The 22,542-nt window shown below is 73.0% G+C and carries 21 protein-coding genes; 10 read left to right on the forward strand and 11 right to left on the reverse strand.

All coding sequences use genetic code 11. From position 1 onward, the window contains the following. Nucleotides 1-65: 65 nt before the first annotated feature. A complete protein-coding gene (locus ACZ6SQ_RS15495; RefSeq protein ID WP_469561496.1) occupies nucleotides 66-1,022 on the reverse strand; it encodes an ROK family protein in 957 nt (318 codons plus the stop codon). A gap of 155 nt (nucleotides 1,023-1,177) precedes the next feature. Further along, a complete protein-coding gene (gene manA / locus ACZ6SQ_RS15500; protein ID WP_469561498.1) occupies nucleotides 1,178-2,383 on the reverse strand; it encodes a mannose-6-phosphate isomerase, class I in 1,206 nt (401 codons plus the stop codon). Between the two features lie 988 nt (nucleotides 2,384-3,371). Here manA and ACZ6SQ_RS15505 point away from each other — a divergent pair. After that, entirely contained in the window at nucleotides 3,372-4,676 is a 1,305-nt protein-coding gene (locus ACZ6SQ_RS15505; RefSeq protein ID WP_469561501.1) for a cellulase family glycosylhydrolase, read from the forward strand. Between the two features lie 160 nt (nucleotides 4,677-4,836). On the opposite strand, the gene ACZ6SQ_RS15510 is transcribed toward ACZ6SQ_RS15505, so the two are convergent. Continuing rightward, nucleotides 4,837-6,111, reverse strand: a complete 1,275-nt coding sequence (locus ACZ6SQ_RS15510; protein ID WP_469561504.1) for a PucR family transcriptional regulator — start codon at nucleotides 6,109-6,111, stop codon at nucleotides 4,837-4,839. A 230-nt stretch (nucleotides 6,112-6,341) separates the two neighbouring features. Here ACZ6SQ_RS15510 and ACZ6SQ_RS15515 point away from each other — a divergent pair, with 230 nt between their 5' ends. Continuing rightward, nucleotides 6,342-7,682, forward strand: a complete 1,341-nt coding sequence (locus ACZ6SQ_RS15515) for a lipase family protein (protein WP_469561508.1) — start codon at nucleotides 6,342-6,344, stop codon at nucleotides 7,680-7,682. A gap of 64 nt (nucleotides 7,683-7,746) precedes the next feature. On the opposite strand, the gene ACZ6SQ_RS15520 is transcribed toward ACZ6SQ_RS15515, so the two are convergent. Beyond that, the gene (locus ACZ6SQ_RS15520) at nucleotides 7,747-8,583 is read right to left on the reverse strand and encodes a dienelactone hydrolase family protein (RefSeq protein WP_469561511.1); all 837 of its coding nucleotides are present in this window, start codon (nucleotides 8,581-8,583) and stop codon (nucleotides 7,747-7,749) included. A gap of 98 nt (nucleotides 8,584-8,681) precedes the next feature. On the opposite strand from ACZ6SQ_RS15520, the gene ACZ6SQ_RS15525 reads away from it, so the two are divergent. Next, nucleotides 8,682-9,662 (forward strand): GlxA family transcriptional regulator, encoded by a 981-nt coding sequence (locus ACZ6SQ_RS15525; RefSeq protein ID WP_469561513.1) that lies wholly within the window; start codon nucleotides 8,682-8,684, stop codon nucleotides 9,660-9,662. On the opposite strand, the gene ACZ6SQ_RS15530 is transcribed toward ACZ6SQ_RS15525, so the two are convergent. The 3 genes from ACZ6SQ_RS15530 to ACZ6SQ_RS15540 all read right to left on the reverse strand — a co-directional run bounded on the left by ACZ6SQ_RS15530 (nucleotide 9,646) and on the right by ACZ6SQ_RS15540 (nucleotide 12,601). Beyond that, complete coding sequence (locus tag ACZ6SQ_RS15530; RefSeq protein ID WP_469561515.1) at nucleotides 9,646-10,644, reverse strand: hypothetical protein; 999 nt, start codon at nucleotides 10,642-10,644, stop codon at nucleotides 9,646-9,648. The genes ACZ6SQ_RS15525 and ACZ6SQ_RS15530 overlap by 17 nt on opposite strands. 107 nt (nucleotides 10,645-10,751) lie before the next feature. Beyond that, nucleotides 10,752-11,402, reverse strand: coding sequence for a response regulator (locus ACZ6SQ_RS15535; protein WP_469561518.1), 651 nt, complete (start codon nucleotides 11,400-11,402; stop codon nucleotides 10,752-10,754). Nucleotides 11,403-11,404: 2 nt separating this feature from the next. Then, entirely contained in the window at nucleotides 11,405-12,601 is a 1,197-nt protein-coding gene (locus ACZ6SQ_RS15540) for a sensor histidine kinase (protein ID WP_469561520.1), read from the reverse strand. Between the two features lie 178 nt (nucleotides 12,602-12,779). On the opposite strand from ACZ6SQ_RS15540, the gene ACZ6SQ_RS15545 reads away from it, so the two are divergent. Then, nucleotides 12,780-13,295: a YceI family protein gene (locus ACZ6SQ_RS15545; RefSeq protein ID WP_469561521.1), complete on the forward strand. Its 516-nt coding sequence runs from the start codon at nucleotides 12,780-12,782 to the stop codon at nucleotides 13,293-13,295. Nucleotides 13,296-13,430: 135 nt separating this feature from the next. Here the strand turns inward: ACZ6SQ_RS15545 and ACZ6SQ_RS15550 are convergent, their stop codons facing one another. After that, the gene (locus tag ACZ6SQ_RS15550) at nucleotides 13,431-14,453 is read right to left on the reverse strand and encodes a YhjD/YihY/BrkB family envelope integrity protein (RefSeq protein WP_469561524.1); all 1,023 of its coding nucleotides are present in this window, start codon (nucleotides 14,451-14,453) and stop codon (nucleotides 13,431-13,433) included. A 208-nt stretch (nucleotides 14,454-14,661) separates the two neighbouring features. Between ACZ6SQ_RS15550 and ACZ6SQ_RS15555 the strand changes: the two genes are divergently transcribed. Then, entirely contained in the window at nucleotides 14,662-15,351 is a 690-nt protein-coding gene (locus ACZ6SQ_RS15555; protein WP_469561527.1) for a GAP family protein, read from the forward strand. 107 nt (nucleotides 15,352-15,458) lie between these two features. Further along, nucleotides 15,459-16,544 (forward strand): alcohol dehydrogenase catalytic domain-containing protein, encoded by a 1,086-nt coding sequence (locus ACZ6SQ_RS15560; protein WP_469561528.1) that lies wholly within the window; start codon nucleotides 15,459-15,461, stop codon nucleotides 16,542-16,544. Between the two features lie 165 nt (nucleotides 16,545-16,709). Here ACZ6SQ_RS15560 and ACZ6SQ_RS15565 read toward each other — a convergent pair whose 3' ends face one another. Beyond that, a complete protein-coding gene (locus ACZ6SQ_RS15565; RefSeq protein WP_469561531.1) occupies nucleotides 16,710-17,000 on the reverse strand; it encodes a DUF1876 domain-containing protein in 291 nt (96 codons plus the stop codon). 324 nt (nucleotides 17,001-17,324) lie between these two features. On the opposite strand from ACZ6SQ_RS15565, the gene ACZ6SQ_RS15570 reads away from it, so the two are divergent. Further along, entirely contained in the window at nucleotides 17,325-18,320 is a 996-nt protein-coding gene (locus ACZ6SQ_RS15570) for an Acg family FMN-binding oxidoreductase (RefSeq protein WP_469561534.1), read from the forward strand. Nucleotides 18,321-18,388: 68 nt separating this feature from the next. On the opposite strand, the gene ACZ6SQ_RS15575 is transcribed toward ACZ6SQ_RS15570, so the two are convergent. Together ACZ6SQ_RS15575 and ACZ6SQ_RS15580 are read right to left on the reverse strand one after the other, a co-directional pair. Then, on the reverse strand, nucleotides 18,389-19,294 hold the full coding sequence (locus ACZ6SQ_RS15575; RefSeq protein WP_469561537.1) for a universal stress protein: 906 nt from the start codon (nucleotides 19,292-19,294) through the stop codon (nucleotides 18,389-18,391). Between the two features lie 112 nt (nucleotides 19,295-19,406). Beyond that, nucleotides 19,407-20,309, reverse strand: coding sequence for a universal stress protein (locus ACZ6SQ_RS15580; protein WP_469561540.1), 903 nt, complete (start codon nucleotides 20,307-20,309; stop codon nucleotides 19,407-19,409). 256 nt (nucleotides 20,310-20,565) lie between these two features. On the opposite strand from ACZ6SQ_RS15580, the gene ACZ6SQ_RS15585 reads away from it, so the two are divergent. From ACZ6SQ_RS15585 to ACZ6SQ_RS15595, 3 genes are all read left to right on the forward strand, one after another. Next, entirely contained in the window at nucleotides 20,566-20,943 is a 378-nt protein-coding gene (locus ACZ6SQ_RS15585; RefSeq protein WP_469561543.1) for a hypothetical protein, read from the forward strand. A 199-nt stretch (nucleotides 20,944-21,142) separates the two neighbouring features. Next, nucleotides 21,143-21,598, forward strand: coding sequence for a cyclic nucleotide-binding domain-containing protein (locus tag ACZ6SQ_RS15590; RefSeq protein WP_469561546.1), 456 nt, complete (start codon nucleotides 21,143-21,145; stop codon nucleotides 21,596-21,598). A gap of 104 nt (nucleotides 21,599-21,702) precedes the next feature. Next, complete coding sequence (locus tag ACZ6SQ_RS15595; RefSeq protein WP_469561549.1) at nucleotides 21,703-22,362, forward strand: CBS domain-containing protein; 660 nt, start codon at nucleotides 21,703-21,705, stop codon at nucleotides 22,360-22,362. Nucleotides 22,363-22,542 lie beyond the last annotated feature (180 nt).

Raw genomic sequence — 22,542 nt, forward strand, 5'->3', positions numbered from 1 at the left:
TGCGACGCGGGGAACCGGCCGGACGAGGTGAGCAAGGGCCGCTTCCCCGAACAGACCGTCCTGCGTCATTCAACGGCGATCGGGGCACCGCCGTCGTGCACATGGCGCCGGGCGGCGGCGGCCGCCCCGACCAGACCGGCGTCCCTCGCCAGCTCGGCGGGCCGGACCGTCACCCGCCGGGCGAAGTCGAGCACCGCGAAGCTGCGCAGATGACGCCGGAGCGGGGTGAAAAGGATGTCTCCGGCCTGGGCGACTCCCCCGCCGATCACCGCGACCTCGATCTCGAGCAGGGTGGCACTGCCCGCGATGGCCGCCGCCAGGGCCCGTGCCGACCGGTCGAACGCGGCAAGGGCACGGTCGTCGCCCGCGCCGGCCGCGACGGCCACGGCTGCCGCGGTCGCCTCCTGGCCCGCCGGGGGAGTCCAGCCGAGCCGCACCGCGTGGCGGGCGATCGCCGTGCCGCTCGCGTAGCCCTCGACACATCCCCGCGCACCGCACGCGCAAGGCGGGCCGTCCATGTCCACCGAGATGTGCCCGATGTGGCCGGCGTTGCCGGAAGGCCCGGGATGCAGTTCGCCCTCCAGGACGTAGCCGCCCCCCACCCCGGTCGAGACCACCATGCACAGGGCGTTCCTGACGCCGCGTGCGGCGCCGCGCCAGTGCTCCGCGGCCGCCACCGCCACGGCGTCACCGAGCAGCACGGGATCGATGGCGTCGGACACCAGCGGATGCGCGCGCACGCTCTCGACCAGCGGAAACGAGCGCCATGCAGGGATGTTCACCGGACTCACGGTGCCCTCGGCCATGTCCACCGGCCCTGCGCTGGCGATGCCCATCGCGCAAACGGCGCGCCAGGCAGGATGGGCGGCGAGCGCATCGATCACGGTGTCGACGGTGCCGCTGAGACGAGAGGTGGACTCGCGGGCCGGCGTGGGCAGTTCGGCCCGTTCGACGATTCCACCGGCGTCGTCGATCAGCGCTCCCGCGATCTTTGTGCCGCCGATATCGATTGCTGCGTACACCTAGGTGCTCATTTCTCTGTTCGTCGTTGGGACGCCGGCCGGCCGTATGGGCGAGGGGTCTGACGACGCTGGCTTCCGACAACGTTGTCAGAAGATGATTGCGGGCTAGCCCGAATTTCTTCCCGGCGCCGCCCCTTGTCCGCGCACCGAGAGGCTCAGGGCCGGTGGACAGCCAGCCCCGTGCCTGCCACGAAAAGGGTCCCGGACCCTTCCGCCGTGATTCCCCGGTCGGAGTCGGGCAGAAAACAGGAGTCGCCCCGGCGGAGGGACAGCGTCTCGCCGTCCGGGCCACGCAGCCGTGCCACACCCGCGGTACACAGAACGATGCGCGGTCCGGCCGACGGCACGAGCGGAACGGCCGTGGCGGTGAGCTCCGCACGGTAGAGGGTGAACTCCTCCGCCGGGCACTCGTACATACGCGTATGACTCGGTCCGGCGACCGCACGCGAGTGTACGACGGGGACCTGGACCGTGGGATCGGTGATCCGCAGCAGCTCCGGTACGTTCACCTCCTTCGTCGTCAGACCTGCGCGGAGGACGTTGTCGGAGGCCGCCATGAGCTCCACGCCCACGCCCCGCACGTACGCGTGCAGTCCGCCGGCCGGCATGTACAACGCGTGGCCCGGATCCAGGACCTGATGGCGCATCAGCAGCGAGGCCACCAGGCCGAGGTCGTCGACGTGGTGCCGTGCCATGCGCACCACCGCGCCATAGGCCTCCGCGTGGGAGCCGGGCTCGTCCGCCAGCCGAGCGCTCGCCCGCACGACCTCACGCACCAGCGATACGCGGTCCTGCTCCGGCCATTCCAAAAGGGCCTGGAATGCCGCCATGAGCGCGGTGTCGTCACCCTCACCGCCGAGGAGCACCACGACGGGGCGCAGCCTCTCCACACCGAGGCCGTCCAGAACGGCGGCGGCCTGCGCGCGCGGGCGGAAGCCGGCGAGGACCTCGAAGGGGCTCAGCGCGTAGAGGAGCTCGGGCTTGGGCCAGTCGTCGGAGTAGGGGCCCTCTCCCCCGCTCACGGTCTGCTCGGTGAACGCGGCAAGAGCCTGCTCCCGGTCGGGGTGCACCTGGATGGACAGGGGCTGGTCCGCCGCGAGCACCTTGAGCAGGAAGGGGAGCCGGCCGCCGAAACGGGCGACGCAGTCCGCGCCGAGCTCCCGTTCGGGGGCGCCGCTGACCACGTCCCGCAGGCTGCGGGTCCGTCCGTCGCGTGTGACACCCGCGGGCCCGGCCGGGTGCTCTCCCATCCACAGTTCCGCCTCGGGTCCCGCGGACGGTGCGGCACGACCCTGTAGCCGGGCCAGCGCCTCATGAGAACCCCAAGCGTAGGGTTTGATGATCGGTTCCAGTAGATCCACCCGATTACGTTAACCGCCGGTTGACGTAATACCCTCACCGGGAGAGCTCTGTTATTAAACCGGTATAGCGACTGAGTCTGACGGCTCCCCTCCGGCGGTTCGGCGGCGCCGGAAGTACGGAGGGGCTCGCGCTCACGGGCTGCCGGCTCGGGCCGGCACGTCGTCGTGGACCAGGTGCGGCACCCCTCCCCTCGGCCGATCGACCCCCGCGCCCGCCCGCCGTCGAAGGACGAGCGGACTTCGAGAATCCACCGTTCGCGACGGAGGCGAGGGGAAGCCTCGACGCGACCGGCCGGTGAACCGAGTCGGGTGGGGCCACACGGATGGGTTCTGACCTGCTCCGACCCGTGTGGCTGTCGTGTCAGCGGTGTCGTGGAAGGGGTTGCCGACCACGGACGACCCGTCGACCCCGCCCGTCCTCCCCCGGTCGACACATGAGGCACACCGATGACCAGGCCGACCCGTCCCGCCGAGCACGGCGGCTGCCCGCACGACTCGCCCGGCGGACCCTCCCCGGCCCGCCCCGAGTGGCCGGACGGACCGCGGCCGGACGACCTGCCTTCGGCGTCAAAAGTAGGGGAAGTCGAGTGCCCGGGCAACGGGCTCGACAGAGAAGGGGACGATTTAGTTTCTGTTTAGTGCCCCCGTGGCCCGCATCGCGCAGAGAAACGGGAATTCATTGACGCGTCTATTGACATGACCGAAACATGAAGTGCTCTTATGGAGACACGTCGGCCGACGTTCCGGTCCGGCGGGCACCCACCTGCTCAGTCGGCACACCCCCGCCTTCGTTAGAGCTAGACAACGTTGTCAGTCGCGAGACGCGCAGAAGCATACTTCGCCGCGCCTCGCGTCGGCCGCTCCGCTCGGCGGAAAACCGGAATCAGCTGTCGGCCCGCGGCCGACGGCACCCGACCGACGCCCCGCGCAGCCCCGCTTCGGCGGCTGGGCGAGGCGACATCTGTCCCCCTTCCCTCTGAGGAGAGACATGGCACATTCACAGTCAAGACTCACGAGTACCTGGCGCGTCACAGCCGCCGCGGCGCTGACCGCGGTCATCGGCCTGCTGCTGTCCGTCCTCGGCAGTTCCGTCGGCGAGGCACAGGCCGCCGCAACCGGTCTGCGCGTGAGCAACGGCCGCGTCTACGAGGCGAACGGCAACGAGTTCGTGATGCGCGGTGTCAACCACGCCCACGCCTGGTATCCGGACAGGACGAGCTCCATCGCCGACATCGCGGCCAAGGGCGCCAACACCGTCCGCGTCGTGCTCTCCAGCGGCGACCGCTGGACGAAGACGACCAGCTCCACGGTCTCCTCCCTCATCAGCCAGTGCAAGGCCGGCAAGGTCATCTGTGTCCTGGAGGTGCACGACACCACCGGCTACGGAGAGGACTCGGCCGCCGCGTCTCTCGACAAGGCGGCCAACTACTGGATCGGCATCAAGAGCGCGCTGGCCGGCCAGGAGGACTACGTGGTCGTCAACATCGGCAACGAGCCGTTCGGCAACAGCGGGTACGGCGCTTGGACGCAGGACACCAAGAACGCCATCGTCAAGCTGCGCAACGCCGGCATCAACAACATGCTGATGGTCGACGCCCCCAACTGGGGCCAGGACTGGTCGAACACCATGCGCGACAACGCCGCGTCCGTGTTCGCCGCCGACCCCGACCGCAACACCGTCTTCTCCATCCACATGTACGGCGTCTACGACACCGCCGCCGAGGTCCAGGCCTACCTCAACCACTTCGTCAACAACCGACTCCCCGTCGTGGTGGGTGAGTTCGGCGACCAGCACAGTGACGGCAACCCTGACGAGGACGCCATCATGGCCACCGCCCAGTCGCTGCGCGTGGGTTACCTCGGCTGGTCCTGGAGCGGCAACGGCAGCGGCGTCGAGTACCTCGACCTGGTCAGCGACTTCAACGCGGGCTCCCTGACCAGTTGGGGCCGGCGCCTGTTCAACGGGGCCAACGGCATCGTCTCCACCTCCCGCGTCGCCACCGTCTACGGCGGCGGGGGCAGCCCCGGCGGCGGGACCGCGCCGAACGGTTACCCGTACTGCGTCAACGGCAGTGCGTCGGACCCGGACGGTGACGGCTGGGGCTGGGAGAACAGCGCCTCCTGTGTCGTGCGCGGAAGCGCCGCGGACACGGGTGGTTCGCCGGGAGGCGGAACGGCTCCGAACGGCTACCCCTACTGTGTGAACGGCAGTGCGTCCGACCCCGACGGTGACGGCTGGGGCTGGGAGAACAACAGGTCGTGCGTCGTCCGGGGCAGCGCGGCGGACCGCTGAGGCAGGGCCGATCCGGAGTTCTGAGCGGGGCCGGGGCCCGTCGCCGGGCCCCGGCCACCACGGCCGTTCGGATTCCAGGTATCCGGACCGGGACTCTCCCGGTCCGGTCAGGTCACGCCGGCCCGCCGCGGTCAGGTCATGCCGGCCAGGTCCGGTCAGGTCACGCCGGCCCGGCGCCCGGCTCGCCCCGCCGTACGGCGTCGTGGGCGGCCAGCGCCGCGTGCAGGGTGAGCAGGTCGGCGCCCCGGGCCGCGTCCAGGCCGGTGAGGTCCGTCGCCCTGCGCAGGCGGTAGTCCACCGTGTTCGGATGCACCTGGAGCCGGGCGGCGGCCTGGCGCCGGTCCTGACCGCAGGCGAGGAAGGTCCGCAGCGTGGCGAGCAGTTCGGGGCGCGGGTCCAGCGGGTCGAGCAGCGCGGCGAGCCCGTCCCTGGCCGGGCTGGGGCGGCTCAGCTGATACTCCAGCAGCACGTCGTCGAGCAGATACAGCCCCGGCTCCCGGCCCGAGGCCTCCGCCACCTCTCGTACCTCGGCGGCCAGCCCGGCGGCCTCGGCGACGCCGTCGGGGGTGGCGGCGACGGCGGCCACGAGCAGCTCGGCGCCGCACACGCGGGCGAGCTGCCCGAGCAGCCGGGCCAGCCGGTCCCGGTCCGACGTGCCGAAGTCGGCGGGCGGCGTCTCGCACGGGATCAGCACCAGCCCGCCGTCACCGGACAGGGCGGACAACGCCATGCCCGTGGTGTGGCGCTGGAGTTCGTTGCGCAGGCGGCGGAGTTTGCGGCGCACCACGACGGGATGGTTCACCCCGGGCAGCAGCTCGTCCGGGTGCGGTCCCACGGCGAGGCTCAGCACCAGGTAGCAGGGCGGGAGGCGGATGCCGACGCGGTCGGCGGCGGCCTGGGGGCTGTCCCCCTCCAGCAGCCGGGAGAGCAGTGACTGGAGCGCGACCTGCTCGTCGCTGAGGGCGGCCTGACGTTCCTGCACGTACCCGGCGGCCACCGCGCTGCTCACCAGCCGGAGGAAGCCGAGCACGCGGCGCTGGACGAGCAGGATGTCGTGCAGGTCGCCGGGCCGGGCGGTCGAGAGGACATGGGCGGAGCACTCCTCGGCGCCGAGGTGGTAGGCGCCGACGACGGCTTCCAGCGGTACGCCCTCGTCGGCGCGCCGGGCCGCGGACTCGCGGATCGCCTCCTGTTCCGTCTCTCCGGGCAGCTCACCGGTGCGCAGTACCTCGGCGCACATCCGGATCCCGCCCGCCACCTGCTTCACGATCTCGCCGCGCAGTTGCTCGGGCGGCAGCGTGCCGTACGCGGGCACCTGCTCCACCAGCCGGCTCATCACCGCGGACTCGAGAACCGGTGTGGCCTCCAGCAGCCGCTGATGGACCGGCGTGCCGCCGATCCGCGGCACCGGGCCGTCCTCCACCCCGTTGGACACGGTCACAACTCACCTCGCGAACCTCTGTCATACGCACTGGGCACGAGGTTCCGCACGGCCTTCATCATGGTCTGCGGAATTCCCCTACCGGTTGGTAACACGGCCGACCGGTCGATCACCAGTCATGGGCGCAACGCGGCCGCAACGCCCATGACATCTCCCGCGCACCCCAGCACCGCGCGGGAGCGGACGTATCCGCCCCTCCTCCCCTGACACGAATCGAGGGTTCCATGTCCCACGCGGCCGTTCGAACGATCGCCGTACTCGTCGCCCTCACGGCGTCCATGACCGCCGCGCCGGCCGTCTCCGCCGCCGCGGACGTCGCGGCGACGGAGGCCTCGGCCGGCGACCCGTTCTACTCCTACGACGGTGGCGAACCGCTGTCGTCGTTCCCGCCGGGTGCCGTGCTCAAGACCCGCACGCTGCCGTACCACCTGTTCGGCATCCCCACGCCGGTCACGGCGGTCCAGCTGCTGTACCGCACCACGGACGCCCAGGGCCGCCCGGACGCTGGTGTCACCACGGTCGTGCGCAGCCCCACGGGCGACGGCAGCCGAGCGGTGTCCTACCAGTCGTTCTACGACTCGCTGAACCCCGAGGACGGCCCGTCGCGGGCGGTCGCCGGTGACGTCACCCTGGGCGGCCTCATCCCCAACGCGGAGTCCCTCCTCCTGGTGCCGCTGCTGCTGAAGGGCTACGACGTCGTCATCCCGGACACCGAGGGGCAGCGGGCCGACTTCGCCGCGGGACCCGAGTACGGGACGATCACGCTGGACTCGATCCGCGCCGCCACCAGGTCCTCGCACACACGCCTCGACTCGGACACCAGGTTCGGTCTCATCGGCTACTCCGGTGGTGCCATCGCGACCAACTGGGCCGCCACACTGGCACCGAGTTACGCCCCCGACGTCAACAGGTCCCTGGTGGGCTTCGCCGAGGGCGGCCTGCTGGTGGCTCCGGCGCACAACCTGAAGTACGTCGACGGCTCGCTCGCGTGGTCCGGGGTCATCCCCATGGCCGTCATCGGGGCCGCACGCGCCTACGACCTCGATCTCAAGCCCTATCTGAGCGCGTACGGGCTCGACGTCTACAACAAGGTGGAGCACGCCTCCATCGTCGACGCCCTCGGGCGCTACCCCGGCCTGACCTGGAAGAAGATGGCGAAGGCGCAGTACGCCGACCCCAACTCGGTGCCCGAGTTCCTCGCGGCGGTGAACAAGCTCAACCTGGGCTCGGCCGCCACCCCGACGATCCCCGGTTTCATCGCGCAGGGCGACGCGGGTGTCCTGGAGGGGACGTTCGGCGACCGTCCGGGCGTCGGTACGGGCGACGGGGTCATGGTCGCCGGTGACGTGCGCGCACTCGCCCGGCAGTACTGCGCCACCGGCAACACCGCCATCAAGTACAACCAGTACGAGCTGCTCAGCCATCTGGGCGTGCCCGTCGTGTGGGCGCCGCTGGCCCTGGACTGGCTCGACGACCGCTTCGAGGGCCGCACGGCCCCGTCCGACTGCGGCCGCATCCCGCGGGGCAACTCCCTTGCACCGGAGCAGCCGGCGCCGTCGTCCTGACGTCTGTGCGCGGTCCCGTCGCAACCTCTCGGCGGCGGGACCGCGCGCACGCGGCCGGGCGCCTTCACGCGTGCGGCGCGAGCCGTTCCCTGAGGAAGGCGAGGATCTCGTCGCGGGCGCGCACGGTCGGGTGGCCCTCCCGGTCGACGAAGTGGGCGGTGACGACGCTGTGGGCGCAGCCGACGACGTCGCGGAAGAAGGGCGGCGGGTCGGTGGCGGCCGCGTCGGCGGGCAGGACGCGCCCGTCGAAGGCGTCGCCGAGCAGGGCCCGGTAGGCCGCGAACCGCTGCCCGGTGCACCACTTGTCGCCCGCGAAGCGGTAGGCGAGGACCTTCAGCCGGTCGCGCCGGACCCGGTCGGCCACGGCTGCGGCGTCCTCGGGGTCCAGCTCCAGACCGCCGGGGTCGTCGAGCGGAAGGGAGGGATGGTTGACGACCGGGGCGACGACGGCGGGTTCGAGGGCCATCGTCAGGGCGAAGTTGCCGGTGAAGCACAGGCCGACGGCGCCGACGCCGGGACCGCCGCGCTCGGCGTGGGCCACTCGTGCGAGGCCGCGCAGCCAGGCGGTGACGGGGCTGGTGCCGCCGCCGGCGAAGGCCCTGAACTCGGCGCTGACACAGGCGCGTCGGACGACGGTCCCGGCGGCCTCGGCGAGGGGATGGGCACCGTCCACGCCGAACAGGGAGGGCAGGTAGACGGAGAGCCCGGCCTCGCGGATCCATCGCGCGAACCGCGCGACGTCGGGGCTGATGCCGGGCATCTCCGGCATGAGGACGACCGCGGGTCCCGTCCCGGTGACGTACACGCGCTTGGTGACGTCCCCGACACCGATCTCGCGTCGCTCGAAGTCGTCCAGGGGGTCGTCCAAGGCGTGGCCGCCGGGTCCTCGTGTGCTTGTCATGACGGCAAGGATGGCGGGACGCTGTGCGGGCGGAGAACCGGTGATGTCGCCACCTGTCACGGGTATCCCGCCATCCGTCGTCCCGGGAGAGGTGCCGTGTGAGTCCGCTGCGGGTGAGTGTGCTGGCCTATCCCGGTTGCTTCGCCTCGGAGGTGTTCGGTGTCCTCGATCTGCTGACCATGGCGGGGCATGTCGCGGCGGCACAGGGGGCGGTGGAACCGTCGTACGAGACGTCGCTGGTCTCGCCGCGCCGGAGGGTTGCGGCCTCCGGCGGGTCACGCGTGGACGTATCGGCGGTGCGCCCGGCCGATGTCCTGATCGTGCCGGGCTTCGAGTTGTCGCCGGCGCTCGACCTCGACGCCGCGCTCGCGGGTCTGAAGCCCGAGATCGCCGTGATCCGCTCGCAGGCGGCCGCGGGGACGGCGGTCGTGTCGATCTGCGTCGGTGCCTTTCTGGTGGCCGAGGCCGGACTGCTGCGGGGCCGCGCGGCGACCACGTCGTGGGTGTACGCGGACCGCTTCGCGCGCCGGTACCCCGAAGTGCGCCTGGATACCGATGAGTTGGTGGTGACCGATCGCGGTGTGACGACCACGGCGGCCTTCGGCGCCATGTACGACTTCGCGCTGCGCTTCGTCCGCGAGCACGACGGTCCTCGCGTCGCCCGGGCCACCGCCCGCGTGGCGCTCCTCGACGACACCCGCGCGAGTCAGGCTCCCTACGTCGACGTGGCGGCCCTGCCGACCGTGGGGCAGGGCTTCTCGGCGGCCGTGATGCGCCGGCTCGACCAGCACCTGTCCTCGCGCTACGACCTCAGCGACCTCGCCCGGTCCTTCGGGGTCAGTACGAGGACGCTGCTGCGGCGCTTCCGCGACGAGACCGGCCGTACGCCTCTGACGTATCTGCACCGGGCTCGGGTGCGCCGGGCCCAGCACCTCCTGGCGACCACCGACCGGACCGTCGCGAGCATCGCCGCGGAGGTGGGTTACCGGGACACGGGCACGTTCAGCGGCCTGTTCGTCCGGCACACGGGCAGACAGCCCGGCGCTTACCGGAAGGCCCGCCTCAGCGGCGGACGGTGACGCCGTAACGGGTGCGCAGGCGCCACATCTCCCATGCCGAGATCGCGGTCACCGACAGCGGTCCGCCGAGCAGTGAGCTGTACTGGGCCACCGGCGGGCCCGCGGGCATGCCGTTGCCGATCAGGTTGAAGACGGCGAGCACCCAGACCAGGACGCCGGTGACCACGGGCGGCAGCATCGGGTGGACATGGGCGGTGTTGAACGCGCTGCGCGCGGAGTACAGCGACGCCAGGAGGAGGAAGGGCAGCCCCCAGAAGACGGCGACCACCACGATCAGGGCGAGAGGCAGCATCTGCCAGCCGTGCAGGTTGTCCTTGAGGCTGGTCTGGCCCGCGACGTAGATGGTCGTGACGAGGACGACCACGGTCAGCAGATACCAGCCGACCGCCTTGAGCGGGGCACCCAGCCGGGACCGCAGATGCGGCCGAAGATGCGGGGGCGCGTAGTAGATGAACGCAAGGATCACCAGCGGTCCCGCGCAGATCAGCAGGAACGGCATGACCAGCGCGTTGCCCAAACCGTCCTCCGCCGCGTCGCCCCAGCGGTTCTGCTCCACGCCGTAGACCAGGATCAACCCGAGGGTGGCCGCGATGCCGAGCACTGTACGGGCCACCTGGACGCGGTCCACGGTGCGGTCGACGATCCGGTCCCCGCTCTGGTGCACGAAGAGCTTGGTGGCGAGGCGGTGGGCGGAGCGCAGGACGGCGAACCCGAGGAAGAAGGGCGAGAAGTACCAGAGGCAGCTGCGGCGACGGGCGGCCGGGACGGGTGCGCCGGGCTGCGGGCCGTAGGGGTACGGATACGGGTCGGGGCCGGGCGGCGGACCGTACGGGTGGCCGCCGTTGTGCGGCCCGTAGGGGCCTCCGGGAGCACCGGGGCCGTTCGGCGGCGGACCGTACGGTGTGCCCCAGCCCTGGTTGCCCGGTCCGCTGCCGCCGGGTTGCCCCGCGCCGGGTCCAGGACCCCATCCCCCCGTTGCCATGGCCTCTCCCACCGTTCTCTTCCGGCCAGTTGCTGTGTCGCCCGGCGACAACGCGGCAGTGTAGTGGCTCCCGTGGTCCTCGGCCCCGGGCCCTTCGTGACCTCTCGCTACATCTCCACGATCCCCGCGTCATGGGCCAGCAGACCCGCCTGGGTGCGGTTCACGCAGCCCAGTTTGTCCAGCATCCGTGAGACATAGCCCTTGACTGTGGCCTCGGAGAGATGGAGCCGGGCGGCGATCCGGGCGTTGGACAGACCCGCGCCGAGACCGGCCAGGACCTGGGTCTCCCGCTCGGTCAGGGAGCCGACGAGCTCGCGGGCGCGGTCGCGGGCCGAGAGGGTGTCCGTGGACGCGGCGACGAGGCGGCGGGCCGCGGACGGGGACAGGACGGTGTGGCCCTGCGCGGCGGCGCGGACGAGGCCGATGAGTTCCTCGGGCGGTGTGGACTTCACCAGGAACCCGATCGCCCCGGCCCGCAGCGCGCGCAGCACGTACTGGTCGGCGTCGAAGGTGGTGAGCACGACGATGCGGGGCGGGTCGGCGAGCCGGTTGATGTGCTCGATGGCGGTCAGGCCGTCCATGCCCGGCATGCGCAGGTCCATGAGGACGACGTCGGGGCGGCCTCGACGGACGGCCTCGACGGCGGCCGCGCCGTCGTGCGCCTCGTCGACGACCTCGATGTCCGGGGCCGAGCCGAGGATGGTGCGCAGGAACACGCACACCATGGGCTCGTCGTCCACGACCGTCACCCGGGTCATGGTCACACCTCCGATTCGGCGGTCGGGACGAACGCGGGCAGCGTCGCCTCGACGCTGAACCCGCCGTCGGAACAGGGCTCGGCACGCAGTGTGCCGTGCACCAGCTCGATACGCCGGCGCAGATGCGCGATGCCGAGGCCCGAACCGGTGCCGGCCAGCTCGCCCCGGGGGACGCCGGCCGGTGGTGTGTTGTGGACCGTCAGCCGCATCCGGGCCTGGTCGTAGCGCACGCTCACCCGCACCCGGGCACCCGGCGCGTGCTTGCGCACATTGGTCAGCGCCTCGCGCAGCACACGGTAGGCGGTGCGTCCGACGACGGGCGAGGCCAGCGCCGGATCGCCCTCCTGGACGAGTTCGGTCGGTATCCCCACCGCCACGGACTCGGCGACCAGGTCGGCGAACCCCGCGACCGAGGGCGTGCCGTCGCCGTCGGGCGCGGTGCGCAGGATGCCGACGAGGTCGCGCAGTTCCTCCAGTGCCTGGCAGCCCGCGGCGCGCAGGTCCTCCGCGGCCTGCCGGGTCGTGTCGTCCGGCGCCGTCACCTTCAGGGCACCGGCCTGCAGCACCATCAGGCTCACCCGGTGGGTGACCACGTCGTGCATCTCCCCGGCGAGCCGGGCGCGTTCCTCGGCGCGGGCCTGTTCGGCCAGCAGATGACGTTCGCGCTCGGCGCGCTCGGCACGCTCGACCAGTGCCCTCATCAGCTTGCGGCGGGTGTCGAAGTACAGCCCCACCAGCGGCCCCACCGCCGTGCGCAGCAGTCCGATCGTCATGGTCGTCACGGACGCGTCCCACGGCCGCATGACGACGAGAGTGAGCGCGGCGAGGGCGAAGTAGGCGGTGCGGCGGCCGTGTTGGTGGAAGACCGGCCCGTACGCGGCCGGCAGGGTGGCCAACGGGGCCCACAGACCGTCCGGTTGGGCCGGAGTCACCAGGCCCAGCGGCTCGATGAGCAGGGACACCACGAGCGTGAACGCCCCGAGCACACCGACGACGGCCAGCGGGGCGGCGCGGCGGACGACGAGCGAGGCGCAGGCGAGCGCCTGGAGGCCCAGGACCACCCATGCGACGGTGTCCGGCCGTTCGGGCCACCAGCCGGCACCGGCGAGGGTGAGAACGGTGTCCAGCGCGACGAACGCGGCGGCGATCAGCCCGTCCACGGCGAACCGGTGCCGGCAGTACCAAGGGCCGCGGGTCATGACGCTCACCGTAGGGCATCGCCCCCGCCCGCCCGAGGCCCGCGGCGGCACAGGCTGCTTTCGTCTCGGGCGGACCCTACGAAAGTAGGGTGCCGGGCGGCACGGGCATGCCTTCGTCGGGTGCGGAACCGACCGCCGGCCCTGCCGCGAGGTGTGCCCGGCGCCGTGGAATGGAGGCATGGATACGACAGGTAACAGCCTCACCACGACACCCCGGCCCGGTGACTACACGATCGACACGGACCGTTCGTCCCTCTCCTTCCGGAGCAGGCATCTCTTCGGCCTGCTGCCGGTGCGCGGCACCTTCGCCCTCCGCGTCGGCACCGTCGAGGTCACCGCTCCGCCCGACACCTCACGCGTCCGGGTGGCGGTCGAGGCGGCCAGTTTCACCACGGGCCACGCCCGGCGCGACACCGACGTACGCTCGGCCAGGTTCCTGGACGCCGGCCGGTACCCGCTGATCACGTTCGTCTCCGACCGGCTGCTCGGCACCACTGTCTCCGGCACGCTGACCGTCCGCGAGGTCTCCCGGCCGGTCGGCCTCGAGATAGAGAGCTCCGAGGTGTTCGCGGACGCGTTCACGCTCCGGGCCGTCACCCGCGTCGACCGCTCCGACTTCGGCGTGACGGCTGCCCGTGGACTGGCCGGGCGCCGGCTCGACATCACGCTGGAGGTCCGTTGCGTACGGGCTTGACCCCGGGAGCCGGATCGCGGGTAGGCCGTCGTGGCTGACGCGGTCGTGGTCGAGGGGCTGCACGGGCATCGCCCATGTCAACGACCGCCGACGGGTCCTGCTGATGATCACCCACGGCCCCGCCGCCTCATGAGGTCACCGGCTGGGCGGACCGGCAGGAGGACCGGGCGGACCCTGCGGAGCCGGAGATCCCGGTGCGGGCGGCGGGTCCGGCAGCTCGGGGGTTCCGAGCAATGGGGCCGCCCACGGCTCGCGGGCGACGACCGCCCCGGCGGTGACGCACAGGGTCACCACCACGCACAGGGTGATGAGCCAGGAAAGCAGGGTGAAGACGGCGCCCATCGAGCCGTACTCGTCGAGGCTGTGGTTGAGAGCCCGGGGTACGTACAGCGACGCGGTGGACGTGAAGACGCTCAGGGCCGCGCCGGTCAGCAGCGCGCCCGGCAGCAGGGGCAGCCAGGGCATGCGCCCGGCCAGGAGGAGGTGCTGCGTCCACCACCACATCCCGATCTCCGCCGTCAGCAGCAGCGGCACGCCCAGCCACAGGCCGAGGCCGAAGCCTTCCCGCAGATCCCCCTGAATCGCGATCATGACCAGCCAGGCCGCGAGCCAGACGATCCAGCGCCAGGCGGTCAGGCGCGCACCCGCCTTCTGCAGCCTCCAGGCGCGCTCGCACAGCCGTTGCATGGCACGGCTGCACGCGGTGGCCGAGACGAGGACCATCAGGCCGCCGACCACACCGGTCGTCTGCCGCAGCTCGTCCGGGGAGTCACCGGCTCCCTGGATGGCCTTCTTCAGTTCGGCCTGGGCACTTCCGTCCAGCCCGAAGACATGGTGCAAGGAGTCGAGGAACTGGTCCCGCACCGTCTGCGGGGCGATGGAGGCCACCACGAACAGCAGGGGGACGGCTGTCAGAAACGTCTGGGCGGCCAGCCGCGTCGCCGAGTCGAACAGGTTCACCGAGATCAGCCGGGACATGAAGTTGGTGATCACCGGGAACCGCGTCTCGATCCGCTCGCGCAGCTCCAGCAGCCGGGTTCCCGTCGAGGCCGGGCCGCCGGACGCCCGTCGCCCCTGTCCCCGCCTCTGCCGCAGGTCGTCCGGCTCACCGTCCGGACCGCTCCCTCCGGGTCCGTCGGCCCCTGTCCCTGGCTGCATGGTGCCAGCGTGCCGCCGATCCGCCCGCCTGTCGCGGCGGGAACGTGTGGGAGCGGGAGGGGGACGCCCCTTGCCGGCGGAGGGCGGGAACAGTGCCCTCGCCCCGGCCCCGCAGAGGATTTGTGCGGTTCTCGCGGCGCGGTGAAGATGGATTCATGCGCGACAGTGGCCTGGCGGGTCGGGTGCGCCGGCCTGCGCGGGAGCCGTGATGGTCCTCGACCTGGTGATCATCGGCCTCGCGATCGCGGTGTTCCCGCTGTCGGTCACCGCATTCGTCCTGGTGCTGTCGGCCCAGGGCGGTACCTGGAAGGGCCTGGCCTTCATCCTCGCCTGGCTGGCCTGTTTCGCGGGCGTTCTCGCCATCGTCCTGTTCGCCACCGGCGGCAAGCCCCCCGCGCCCCGGTCGCCGCCCTCCACCGCCTCGTCCGCCGTGAAGCTCGCCATCGGGGTGGGACTGATCGCGTACGGCTGGTACCGCCACCGGCGCGGGCCGCGGCGGGCCGACAGCGAGGAGGCCGGCAGCGAGGAGAGCGGCACCCCGCGGCCCAAGCCGGGCGGGATGATGTCACGGCTCGACCGGATCTCCGTGTGGACCGCCGCGGGCATGGGCCCCCTGCTCCAGCCCTGGGGGCTGGTGGCGGCGGGGGCGGCGACGGTGGTGGGCGCCGACCTCTCCCACGCCTCCTCCTATCTGACCCTGGCCGTGTACTGCGTCCTCGCCACGAGCAGCCTGCTCGCCATGGAGATCTACGCGGCCGTGGCCCCCGACGCCGCCCACGAACGTCTGGGGAAGCTGCGCGCCTGGCTCCAGAGCCACCAGAACCGGGCGCTCGTGGCCGTGTCGCTGACAGCAGGGGTGTTCCTGGTGGGCCGCAGCATCTACGCGCTGGCGACCTGACATCCCGTCGGCACGGGGAGCGGGGGCCGCATGGACCCGCCGGAAGGGGCCGGACGACCCTTCCGGCGGCCGGACCCCCGCGCCAAGTCTGGGAGGGGGTGAGGCAAATGCGTGCACTCGTCTACCACAGCGCGGGACAGATCTCCTGGGACGTCGTGAAGGACCCGGTGATCGAGGCCCCTACGGATGCCGTCGTCCGGGTCGAGGCGGCCACCGTCTCCGGCCGCGACCTGAGAGTGGTCCGGGGAGAGGTGCCGCAGGTCGAACCGGGCACCGTGCTCGGTCACGAGGCGGTCGGCGAGGTGCTGGAGGTGGGGCCCGCCGTGACGTCCCTGCGCCCCGGCGACCGGGTCGTCGTCTCGTCGGTGTCGGCGTGCGGGGGCTGCGCCCACTGCCGGGCCGACGAATACGTCCGGTGCGAGGTGGGAGGCCGGCTGCTCGGGCTCCGGATCGACGGTACGCAGGCGGACCTGGTGCGCGTGCCGTACGCGGACCGGTCCACCCACCGCTGGCCCGCCTCGCTGCGGCCCGAGGTGGCCGTCCTGCTCTCCGAAGTGCTGCCGACCGCCTACGAGCGCGGCGTGCGCGCGGGCGGTGTCGCTCCCGGGCAGACCGTGGTCGTGGTGGGAGCCGGGCCGGTGGGGCTGGCCACGGTGGCCCTCGCCCGCGTGTACTCCCCGCGCAAGGTCATCGCCGTGGATCTGTCGCGGCCCCGGCTGACCGCCGCTCGCCGGGTGGGTGCCGACGCGGCGTACCTGCCCGGGACGGTGATCTCCGAACTGGCGAAGGGACCGGGCGCCGATGTCGTCGTCGAGGCCGCCGGGAACCCGGAGAGCTTCCTGCTCAGCACGCGGCTCGTCCGCCGCGGCGGCACCGTGGCCGTCGTCGGCTCGCACACCGAACCCGCGCCGCTGCACCTGGAGACGCTGTGGAACAGCGACATCACCATCCGCACCGGCCAGGTCGACACCCGCTCCGTGCCCTGGCTGATGGAGCTCATGGAGTGCGGCAGGCTCGACGCCGCACCGCTGGTCACCGGCACCCGCAGCCTCGCGGACATGGTGGACGTCTACGACGAGTTCGCGCAGGGCACGACCTCCGGGGCCCTGAAACTGGTCGCCCTGCGCGACGGCTCCGACGCCGACTACCGGCCGCGGCTCCCGCAGGCACCGGGGGGTGACACGGCCGCGTGAGCGGGGGCGGTGGAAGCGGCCGGCCGCGGCCGGGCGGCGCAGGGACTGCGTCAACTGGCGTCAGGCGGCTGCGGGCCGTTCGGGGCTGGTCGCGCCCATGCGGCGGAGGCGGAGCAGGCGGCAGCGGCGACTGAGTGCAGCCGGGCGGCGGGAAGGGGTGCCGGGTCACATGGGCCAGCCCGGAGCCTGCCGGGGGCCGGGGCGCCGGGTGGCGCCCATTCCCTCCATGTCCCGTTCGGCGGCGTTCAGCAACTGCTGGGCGAGGTCGTTCATGGCCCGCCCGGCCGCCAGTTCGTCGCCGATCTCCGGCACGTCGGTGTCCGCCGGATGACAGTGCGCCCTCCCCCGGCCGCTGAGCGCCGTGGTGCCGGTGTCGAGCAGCACATGGGCCCTGGTCTGCCCCTCGTCGTCCTCGACGATACGAAGCCGGACCTTCCATTCCACCGTGTGTGACATGGCCGGCCTCCTCCGCCGCGAAGTCGTCACGCTGCCATTCTCGCCGTTCGCGCGCGGGTGTGCCGAGCCCGCCGGACGGCGGACCGAACGGCCCCGGACGGGGACCGTTAGACCCTGTCGCCGGGGACCGATACCGGCGACCGTGGCAGGAGAAGGCGCCACGCGACCGTCCCTCCTCAGGGACCAGCGACACGGCGGGCCGAAGCCGGTGCGCCGCGTTCGCCGCCACGGCGACAGCGCCTTCCACGGCACGGGCGCCGACGAGCCCCGAGCGGCGCCCGGTGGCCGGCCGTCCGGTCACCTCACTCAGGCAGGACAGTTGCCATGTCTCTCCACCACCCCGACACCGCGCTCGTGACCTCCCTGGTGGAGGACGCGGTGACCGCGCCGTCCATGCACAACGCCCAGCCCTGGCGCTTCCTCCACCACGCCGGAGGCGACACGATCGAGATCTACGGCGACCCCGGGCGGACCATGCCGCGGGGCGACCCCCGGCTGCGCGCGCTGCACCTCGGTGTGGGTGCCGCGGTGTTCAGCCTGCGGGTCGGCGCCGCCTGGCGCGGCTGGAGCACGTCGGTGCGGCTGCTCCCGGACCGGGAGAACCCGTGGTTCCTCGCGGAGGTGACCCTGCGCCGCGCCACGGACCCCGGCGAGTCGGACGACCTGGCCCTGCTCCGTCCGGCCCTGCGGCGGCGGCACACCAGCCGTCACCCGTTCTCCGAGGAACGGGTCCCCGGCCCCGCACTCGACCGGCTGCGGTCGGCGGCGCTGCTGGAGGGCGCCCAACTGCTCGTGCCCGGTCCGTGGCACACCGACACCCTGCGGGAACTCGTGCGCGACGCGGAGCTGTCCGAGGCGATGGACGCCGGGCTGCGGGCCGAGATCGCCGGCTGGACCCGGGTCCGCGACCGCGAGGAGGACGGCCCGTCCGACGGCATCCCCTCCTACGCCCTGGGCCCCCGCCAGCACGGGGTGAGCGCACCGGTACGGGAATTCGATCCCACGGGGCGGATCGCGGGGCGCCCGGCCGCGTCCTTCGAGGAGCGGCCGCAGATCGTCATCCTCGGCACCGGGGACGACCGGCCCGCGGACTGGCTGCGGGCGGGTCAGGCCCTGCAGCGGGTGCTGCTCCAGGCGACGCTCGACGGCCTCGCCACGTCGCCGATCTCCCAGCCTCTGGAGTGGCCCGACCTGCGGGAGACGGCCCGCGCTCCCCATTCGGAGATGGGCTATGTGCACATGCTGGTGCGGCTGGGCTACGGCCCCGCGGGCGCGCCCACGGGACGCAGGCCCGTCGCCGAGGTGCTGGAGTTCGTCTGACGGTCCGGCAGCGGGACATCACCCGGCCGTGAGCACTCGGAGGTGCTCACGGCCGGCCGGCGTCCTGGTCACCGGGTCGGCGCCGGGGCGGCGAAGTCGGGCGGGACGATCTGGACGGGGCAGTGCCCGTGGTGCAGCACGGTGTGGGCGACCCGGCCCAGGGCAGGCCCGACGCCCAGGGCGCGATGATGGCTGCCCATGACGAGGAGATCGGTGTGCGCGCTCGCCTCGACCAGCAGACCCGGTGTGCTGGTGGCGGTCTCGACGCGGTGGTGCACGATCAGCCCCGGGAAGGCCTGCCGCACGGCATCGGCGAGCTCCTTCACCTCGTGGACGCGGGCGTGGGCGATGTCGTCCAGGTCGTCCAGCATGGTGGCGACGGTGCCGATGTGGGCGAGCACGTTCCAGACGGACAGGATCCGCAGGGAGGCCTTGCGGGCCTCGGCCTCGGCGGCGGCGGTCAGCAGCCAGCCCAGGTCGGAGGCGCCCTTCACGGCGGCGGTCACGGTGCCCGTCTCGGGACGTTCCCCGTCGCCGCGTACGACGATCACCGGGACCCTGGCCCGGGACACCACGCCGAGGCTGACCGAGCCCAGGGCGAGGGCGGCGAACCCGCCGAGGCCCCGCGGGCCGACCACGAGCGTGCCGTACTGCCCGGCGGCGGCCAGCAGCCCCGCCACGGGTTCCTGGCGGCTCAGCTCACGGGTGACGGTCAGTTCGGGGTAGCGGTCCTGGACGGCCCGCGCGGTGTCGAGCAGCAGGTCGCGGCCGGCCTCCCGGACCGCCTCGACCGTCTCCACGGCGGCGAACAGGGCCCGCCGGTCGGTGTCGGCGGCGTGCACCAGGCGCAGGGGACTGCCCCTGCGGTCGGCCTCGGCGGCGGCCCACAGAGCGGCCGTCCGGGCGGTCGGGGAGGCGTCGACACCGACGACGACAGTGCCGAGTCCGGGGCGGGCGAGGATGTCGCTGGTCATGACTCCTCCTCGGGAGCGACGGTTCCACGGGCGTGCGCACCGCCCGGGAACACCTCTCACTCTGGCACCCGGGTCACCGGGCGGGCAGGGGCCACTCGGCCCTGAGATCCGCTCAGTCGTCCGGTGCCGTGCGGGGCCCCTGGGGTACGACGGCCACCGGACAGGCGGCGTGGTGCAGGGCCCGGTGGGCGACCGGGCCCAGTTCCATGCCGGCCAGGCCGGCCCGCCTCCGGGCCCCGATCACCAGCAGGTCCGCGGCCGCCGAACGGTGGACCAGCACCGTACGGGCCGGGCCCTCGACCGTGGTGCGGCGCACTCTGACGTCCGCGTGCTTCTCGGCGGCCGCTTCGATCGCCTGGTCGAGGAGCCGGGCGGCGCGACGTTCGAGGTACGAGTCCGGTCCCCCGGTCATGAGCGGGTGGTCGGCCGGATGGTGGGCCGGGCGGCGCCAGGCGCTGACGACGTCCAGTTCGCAGCCGCGGGCCGCCGCCTCGCGGAAGGCGAAGTGCACGGCGGGGGCGTCGATGTCCCCGCCCCCGACGCCGAGCAGCACGCGTTCGTGGCGGGACGCCAGGGCGATCCGGTCGCCCCGTACGACGACCACGGGGCTCGGTGACCGGCCGGCCACGACCAGCCCGACCGACCCCAGCAGCAGATCGGCGACCTCTCCCCGGCCGCGGGACCCGACGACCACGGTCCGTCCCGCCGCGCCTTCGCTCAGCAGCGCGTCGGCCGCGTCCTCGGGTACGACCTCGGTCGAGACCACGAGCCCGGACGCCCGCCGCCTCGCGCGCTCCACGGCCGTCCACGCGATGTTCTCCGCCAGCACCTGCCCCGCGGGACGCTGCAGGCTCCACGACGGCACGTCCCCCTCGTAGCGCTCCCAGAGCGACGCGTGGACGATGCGGAGCAGGACCCCGTGCCGTACGGCCTCGTCCACGGCCCAGTCGACCGCCGAGAGACTGCCGTCGGAACCGTCGACGCCGACCACCAGGGGTGACTGCATGGTCCTCACCGCCTTCCGGTCGCGGGGTGGCCCTCCCTTCACGCTTCCACCGGGTCCGGGGCCGGAAAAGGGCCGTTCGGACCTCTCGTCCTGCCACTGGTCCCACGTGCTCTCCCGCGGGGCCCTTCGGTTCCGGCGGGGGACGTTCGGCCCCTGCCGGGCGGGGCGCCGGGGGCGGACGCTGATCATCGCGGCCGGTCCCGTCCGCCGACGTCTGTCCGCCGTCCCGGCCCGGCCAGGGGCGGCGAGAACCGGAGCCCACGTCATGACCACCCTGCTCGTCTCCGGCCTCCTGTTCCTCCACGGCCTGCTCCACCTCGCGGTCTGGCTGCCCCACGAGGGCTCCGCACGGGCGTTCGACCCGCGCCGCTCGTGGGCGCTGGCCGCGGCCGGGGTACCGCAGACCCGGGAGGTGGGCCGGGCCGCGCTGGGACTGGCGGCCATGGCGGCGGCCCTGTACGTCATCGCGGGCGCGGCCACCGCCGCGCACAGCCCCGAGTGGCCCGCGGCGGCCGTCCTCGCCGCCTGCTCGGGGCTGCTGCTGAAGGCTCTGTGGTTCAACCCGTGGCTGTCCTTCGGTGTCCTGCTGGACATGGGTGTGGTGGCGGCCGTGGCGGCGGGCTGGCCGGCGTCGCTGTACTGACGTCCGCGCCCGCGCCGCCTGGGCCGAACGACCCCAGGACGTGCCCGAGCGGCCCGTGGCCCGCGCGGGCCGCAGGGCGCACGCTGGAAGCGGCGGGCCGGCCCGTTGGCTCGGTCCACCGCGTGAGAGGCGGGCGGCCGTCCGCGCCGCGAGGCGCGGACGGCCGGTCGCGGCGACTGCGACGAACCGAGGGGGAACGATGACTTCCACCACCTCTCTGGCCACGGGCCTTCCGGCCGGACACCGCGAGCGGCTGCTCGGCCTCGCCCGCGAGGTCTCCTTCGACATCGGCACCCGGCTGTTCGAGGAGGGCCGGCGTGCCGACCGGTTCTGGATCATCCGCACCGGAACCGTCGCCCTCGACCTGCATGTCCCCGGCCGGCAGGCCGCGGTCGTGGAGTCGCTCGGCCACGGTGAACTGGTCGGCTGGTCCTGGCACTTCCCGCCGTACGTCTGGCAGTTGGGCGCCGAGGCGACGAGTCCGGTGCGGGCCTGGGAGTTCGACGCGGAGTCCGTGCGCGCGATGTGCGCGGACGACCCCGAGTTCGGGCGCGCGGTCGCGGTCTGGCTCGGCCGGGTGGTCGCCCACCGGCTGCACGCGTCCCGCGTCCGCCTGCTCGACCTCTACGCCCCGCACGGCAGCGGGACGCGGTGACAGCCGAAGTCCCCCGCCGTGCCGATCCGTCCGGCCGGGCCACGCCCGATTCCTCGGCCCGGCCGCCGTCCGTCCCCGACCCGTGAGCCCTTCAGGAGGAGACCATGTACGGCAGCCCGCATCTCGTGAACGACGTCATGACGCAGACCGTCGTGTCGGTGGGCCGGGAGGCCCCGTTCAAGGACATCGTCGCCGTCATGGGGCAGTGGCGGGTCAGTGCCCTGCCGGTGGTGGAGGGCGAGGGCCGCGTCGTGGGAGTCGTCTCGGAGGCCGATCTGCTGCCCAAGGAGGAGTTCCGTGACAGCGACCCCGCCCGGTTCGACCAGCTGCGCCGACTGTCCGACCTGGCGAAGGCCGGAGCCGTGACGGCCGGTGAGCTGATGACGTCCCCGGCGGTGACGGTGCATGCGGACGCGACCCTCGCCCAGGCCGCGCGGGCCATGGCGCGGCACCGGATCAAGCGGCTGCCGGTGGTGGACGCCCACGGCGTACTGGAGGGGGTGGTCAGCCGGGCGGATCTGCTGAAGGTCTTCCTCCGTCCGGACGAGGAGATCGCCGACGAGGTGCGCCGGGAGATCGTCGCCCACCTGTTCCCCGCTCCCCCGGAGCCGGTGCTGGTGGACGTCACCGACGGCGTGGTCACTCTCACGGGCCGCGTCCGGGACACGTCCCTGGTGCCGGTCGCCGCTCGGCTGGTGCGCGCGGTGGAGGGCGTCGTGGACGTGCGGTGGGATCTGCACGACGGTCCGGACGCGGGCCGCTGACCGACCCGGGGCGCGAACCCGCAGGCGCGTTACCCGGGCCCGAACCCGCAGGCGGGGGGGGGGGGGTGGCGGCCACGGCGTCCGGCGGCCGCCCCCCGCCGTGTCGCTTTCCAGGGGGGGAGCCCCCCCCCCCCCGCCGTCACAACCTGCGCGGCCAATCGTCTGGCACACCCCGGCGAG

The sequence above is a fragment of the Streptomyces sp. NPDC048600 genome, from assembly GCF_055587025.1.

What these genes read in the sequence shown, in the direction of transcription:
- ACZ6SQ_RS15505 (WP_469561501.1), top strand. Translation starts at nt 3,372, where the DNA reads ATGGCACATTCACAGTCAAGACTCACGAGTACCTGGCGCGTCACAGCC.
- ACZ6SQ_RS15515 (WP_469561508.1), top strand. Translation starts at nt 6,342, where the DNA reads ATGTCCCACGCGGCCGTTCGAACGATCGCCGTACTCGTCGCCCTCACG.
- ACZ6SQ_RS15520 (WP_469561511.1), bottom strand. Translation starts at nt 8,583, where the DNA reads ATGACAAGCACACGAGGACCCGGCGGCCACGCCTTGGACGACCCCCTG.
- ACZ6SQ_RS15530 (WP_469561515.1), bottom strand. Translation starts at nt 10,644, where the DNA reads ATGGCAACGGGGGGATGGGGTCCTGGACCCGGCGCGGGGCAACCCGGC.
- ACZ6SQ_RS15535 (WP_469561518.1), bottom strand. Translation starts at nt 11,402, where the DNA reads ATGACCCGGGTGACGGTCGTGGACGACGAGCCCATGGTGTGCGTGTTC.
- ACZ6SQ_RS15540 (WP_469561520.1), bottom strand. Translation starts at nt 12,601, where the DNA reads ATGACCCGCGGCCCTTGGTACTGCCGGCACCGGTTCGCCGTGGACGGG.
- ACZ6SQ_RS15545 (WP_469561521.1), top strand. Translation starts at nt 12,780, where the DNA reads ATGGATACGACAGGTAACAGCCTCACCACGACACCCCGGCCCGGTGAC.
- ACZ6SQ_RS15550 (WP_469561524.1), bottom strand. Translation starts at nt 14,453, where the DNA reads ATGCAGCCAGGGACAGGGGCCGACGGACCCGGAGGGAGCGGTCCGGAC.
- ACZ6SQ_RS15555 (WP_469561527.1), top strand. Translation starts at nt 14,662, where the DNA reads ATGGTCCTCGACCTGGTGATCATCGGCCTCGCGATCGCGGTGTTCCCG.
- ACZ6SQ_RS15560 (WP_469561528.1), top strand. Translation starts at nt 15,459, where the DNA reads ATGCGTGCACTCGTCTACCACAGCGCGGGACAGATCTCCTGGGACGTC.
- ACZ6SQ_RS15565 (WP_469561531.1), bottom strand. Translation starts at nt 17,000, where the DNA reads ATGTCACACACGGTGGAATGGAAGGTCCGGCTTCGTATCGTCGAGGAC.
- ACZ6SQ_RS15570 (WP_469561534.1), top strand. Translation starts at nt 17,325, where the DNA reads ATGTCTCTCCACCACCCCGACACCGCGCTCGTGACCTCCCTGGTGGAG.
- ACZ6SQ_RS15575 (WP_469561537.1), bottom strand. Translation starts at nt 19,294, where the DNA reads ATGACCAGCGACATCCTCGCCCGCCCCGGACTCGGCACTGTCGTCGTC.
- ACZ6SQ_RS15585 (WP_469561543.1), top strand. Translation starts at nt 20,566, where the DNA reads ATGACCACCCTGCTCGTCTCCGGCCTCCTGTTCCTCCACGGCCTGCTC.
- ACZ6SQ_RS15590 (WP_469561546.1), top strand. Translation starts at nt 21,143, where the DNA reads ATGACTTCCACCACCTCTCTGGCCACGGGCCTTCCGGCCGGACACCGC.
- ACZ6SQ_RS15595 (WP_469561549.1), top strand. Translation starts at nt 21,703, where the DNA reads ATGTACGGCAGCCCGCATCTCGTGAACGACGTCATGACGCAGACCGTC.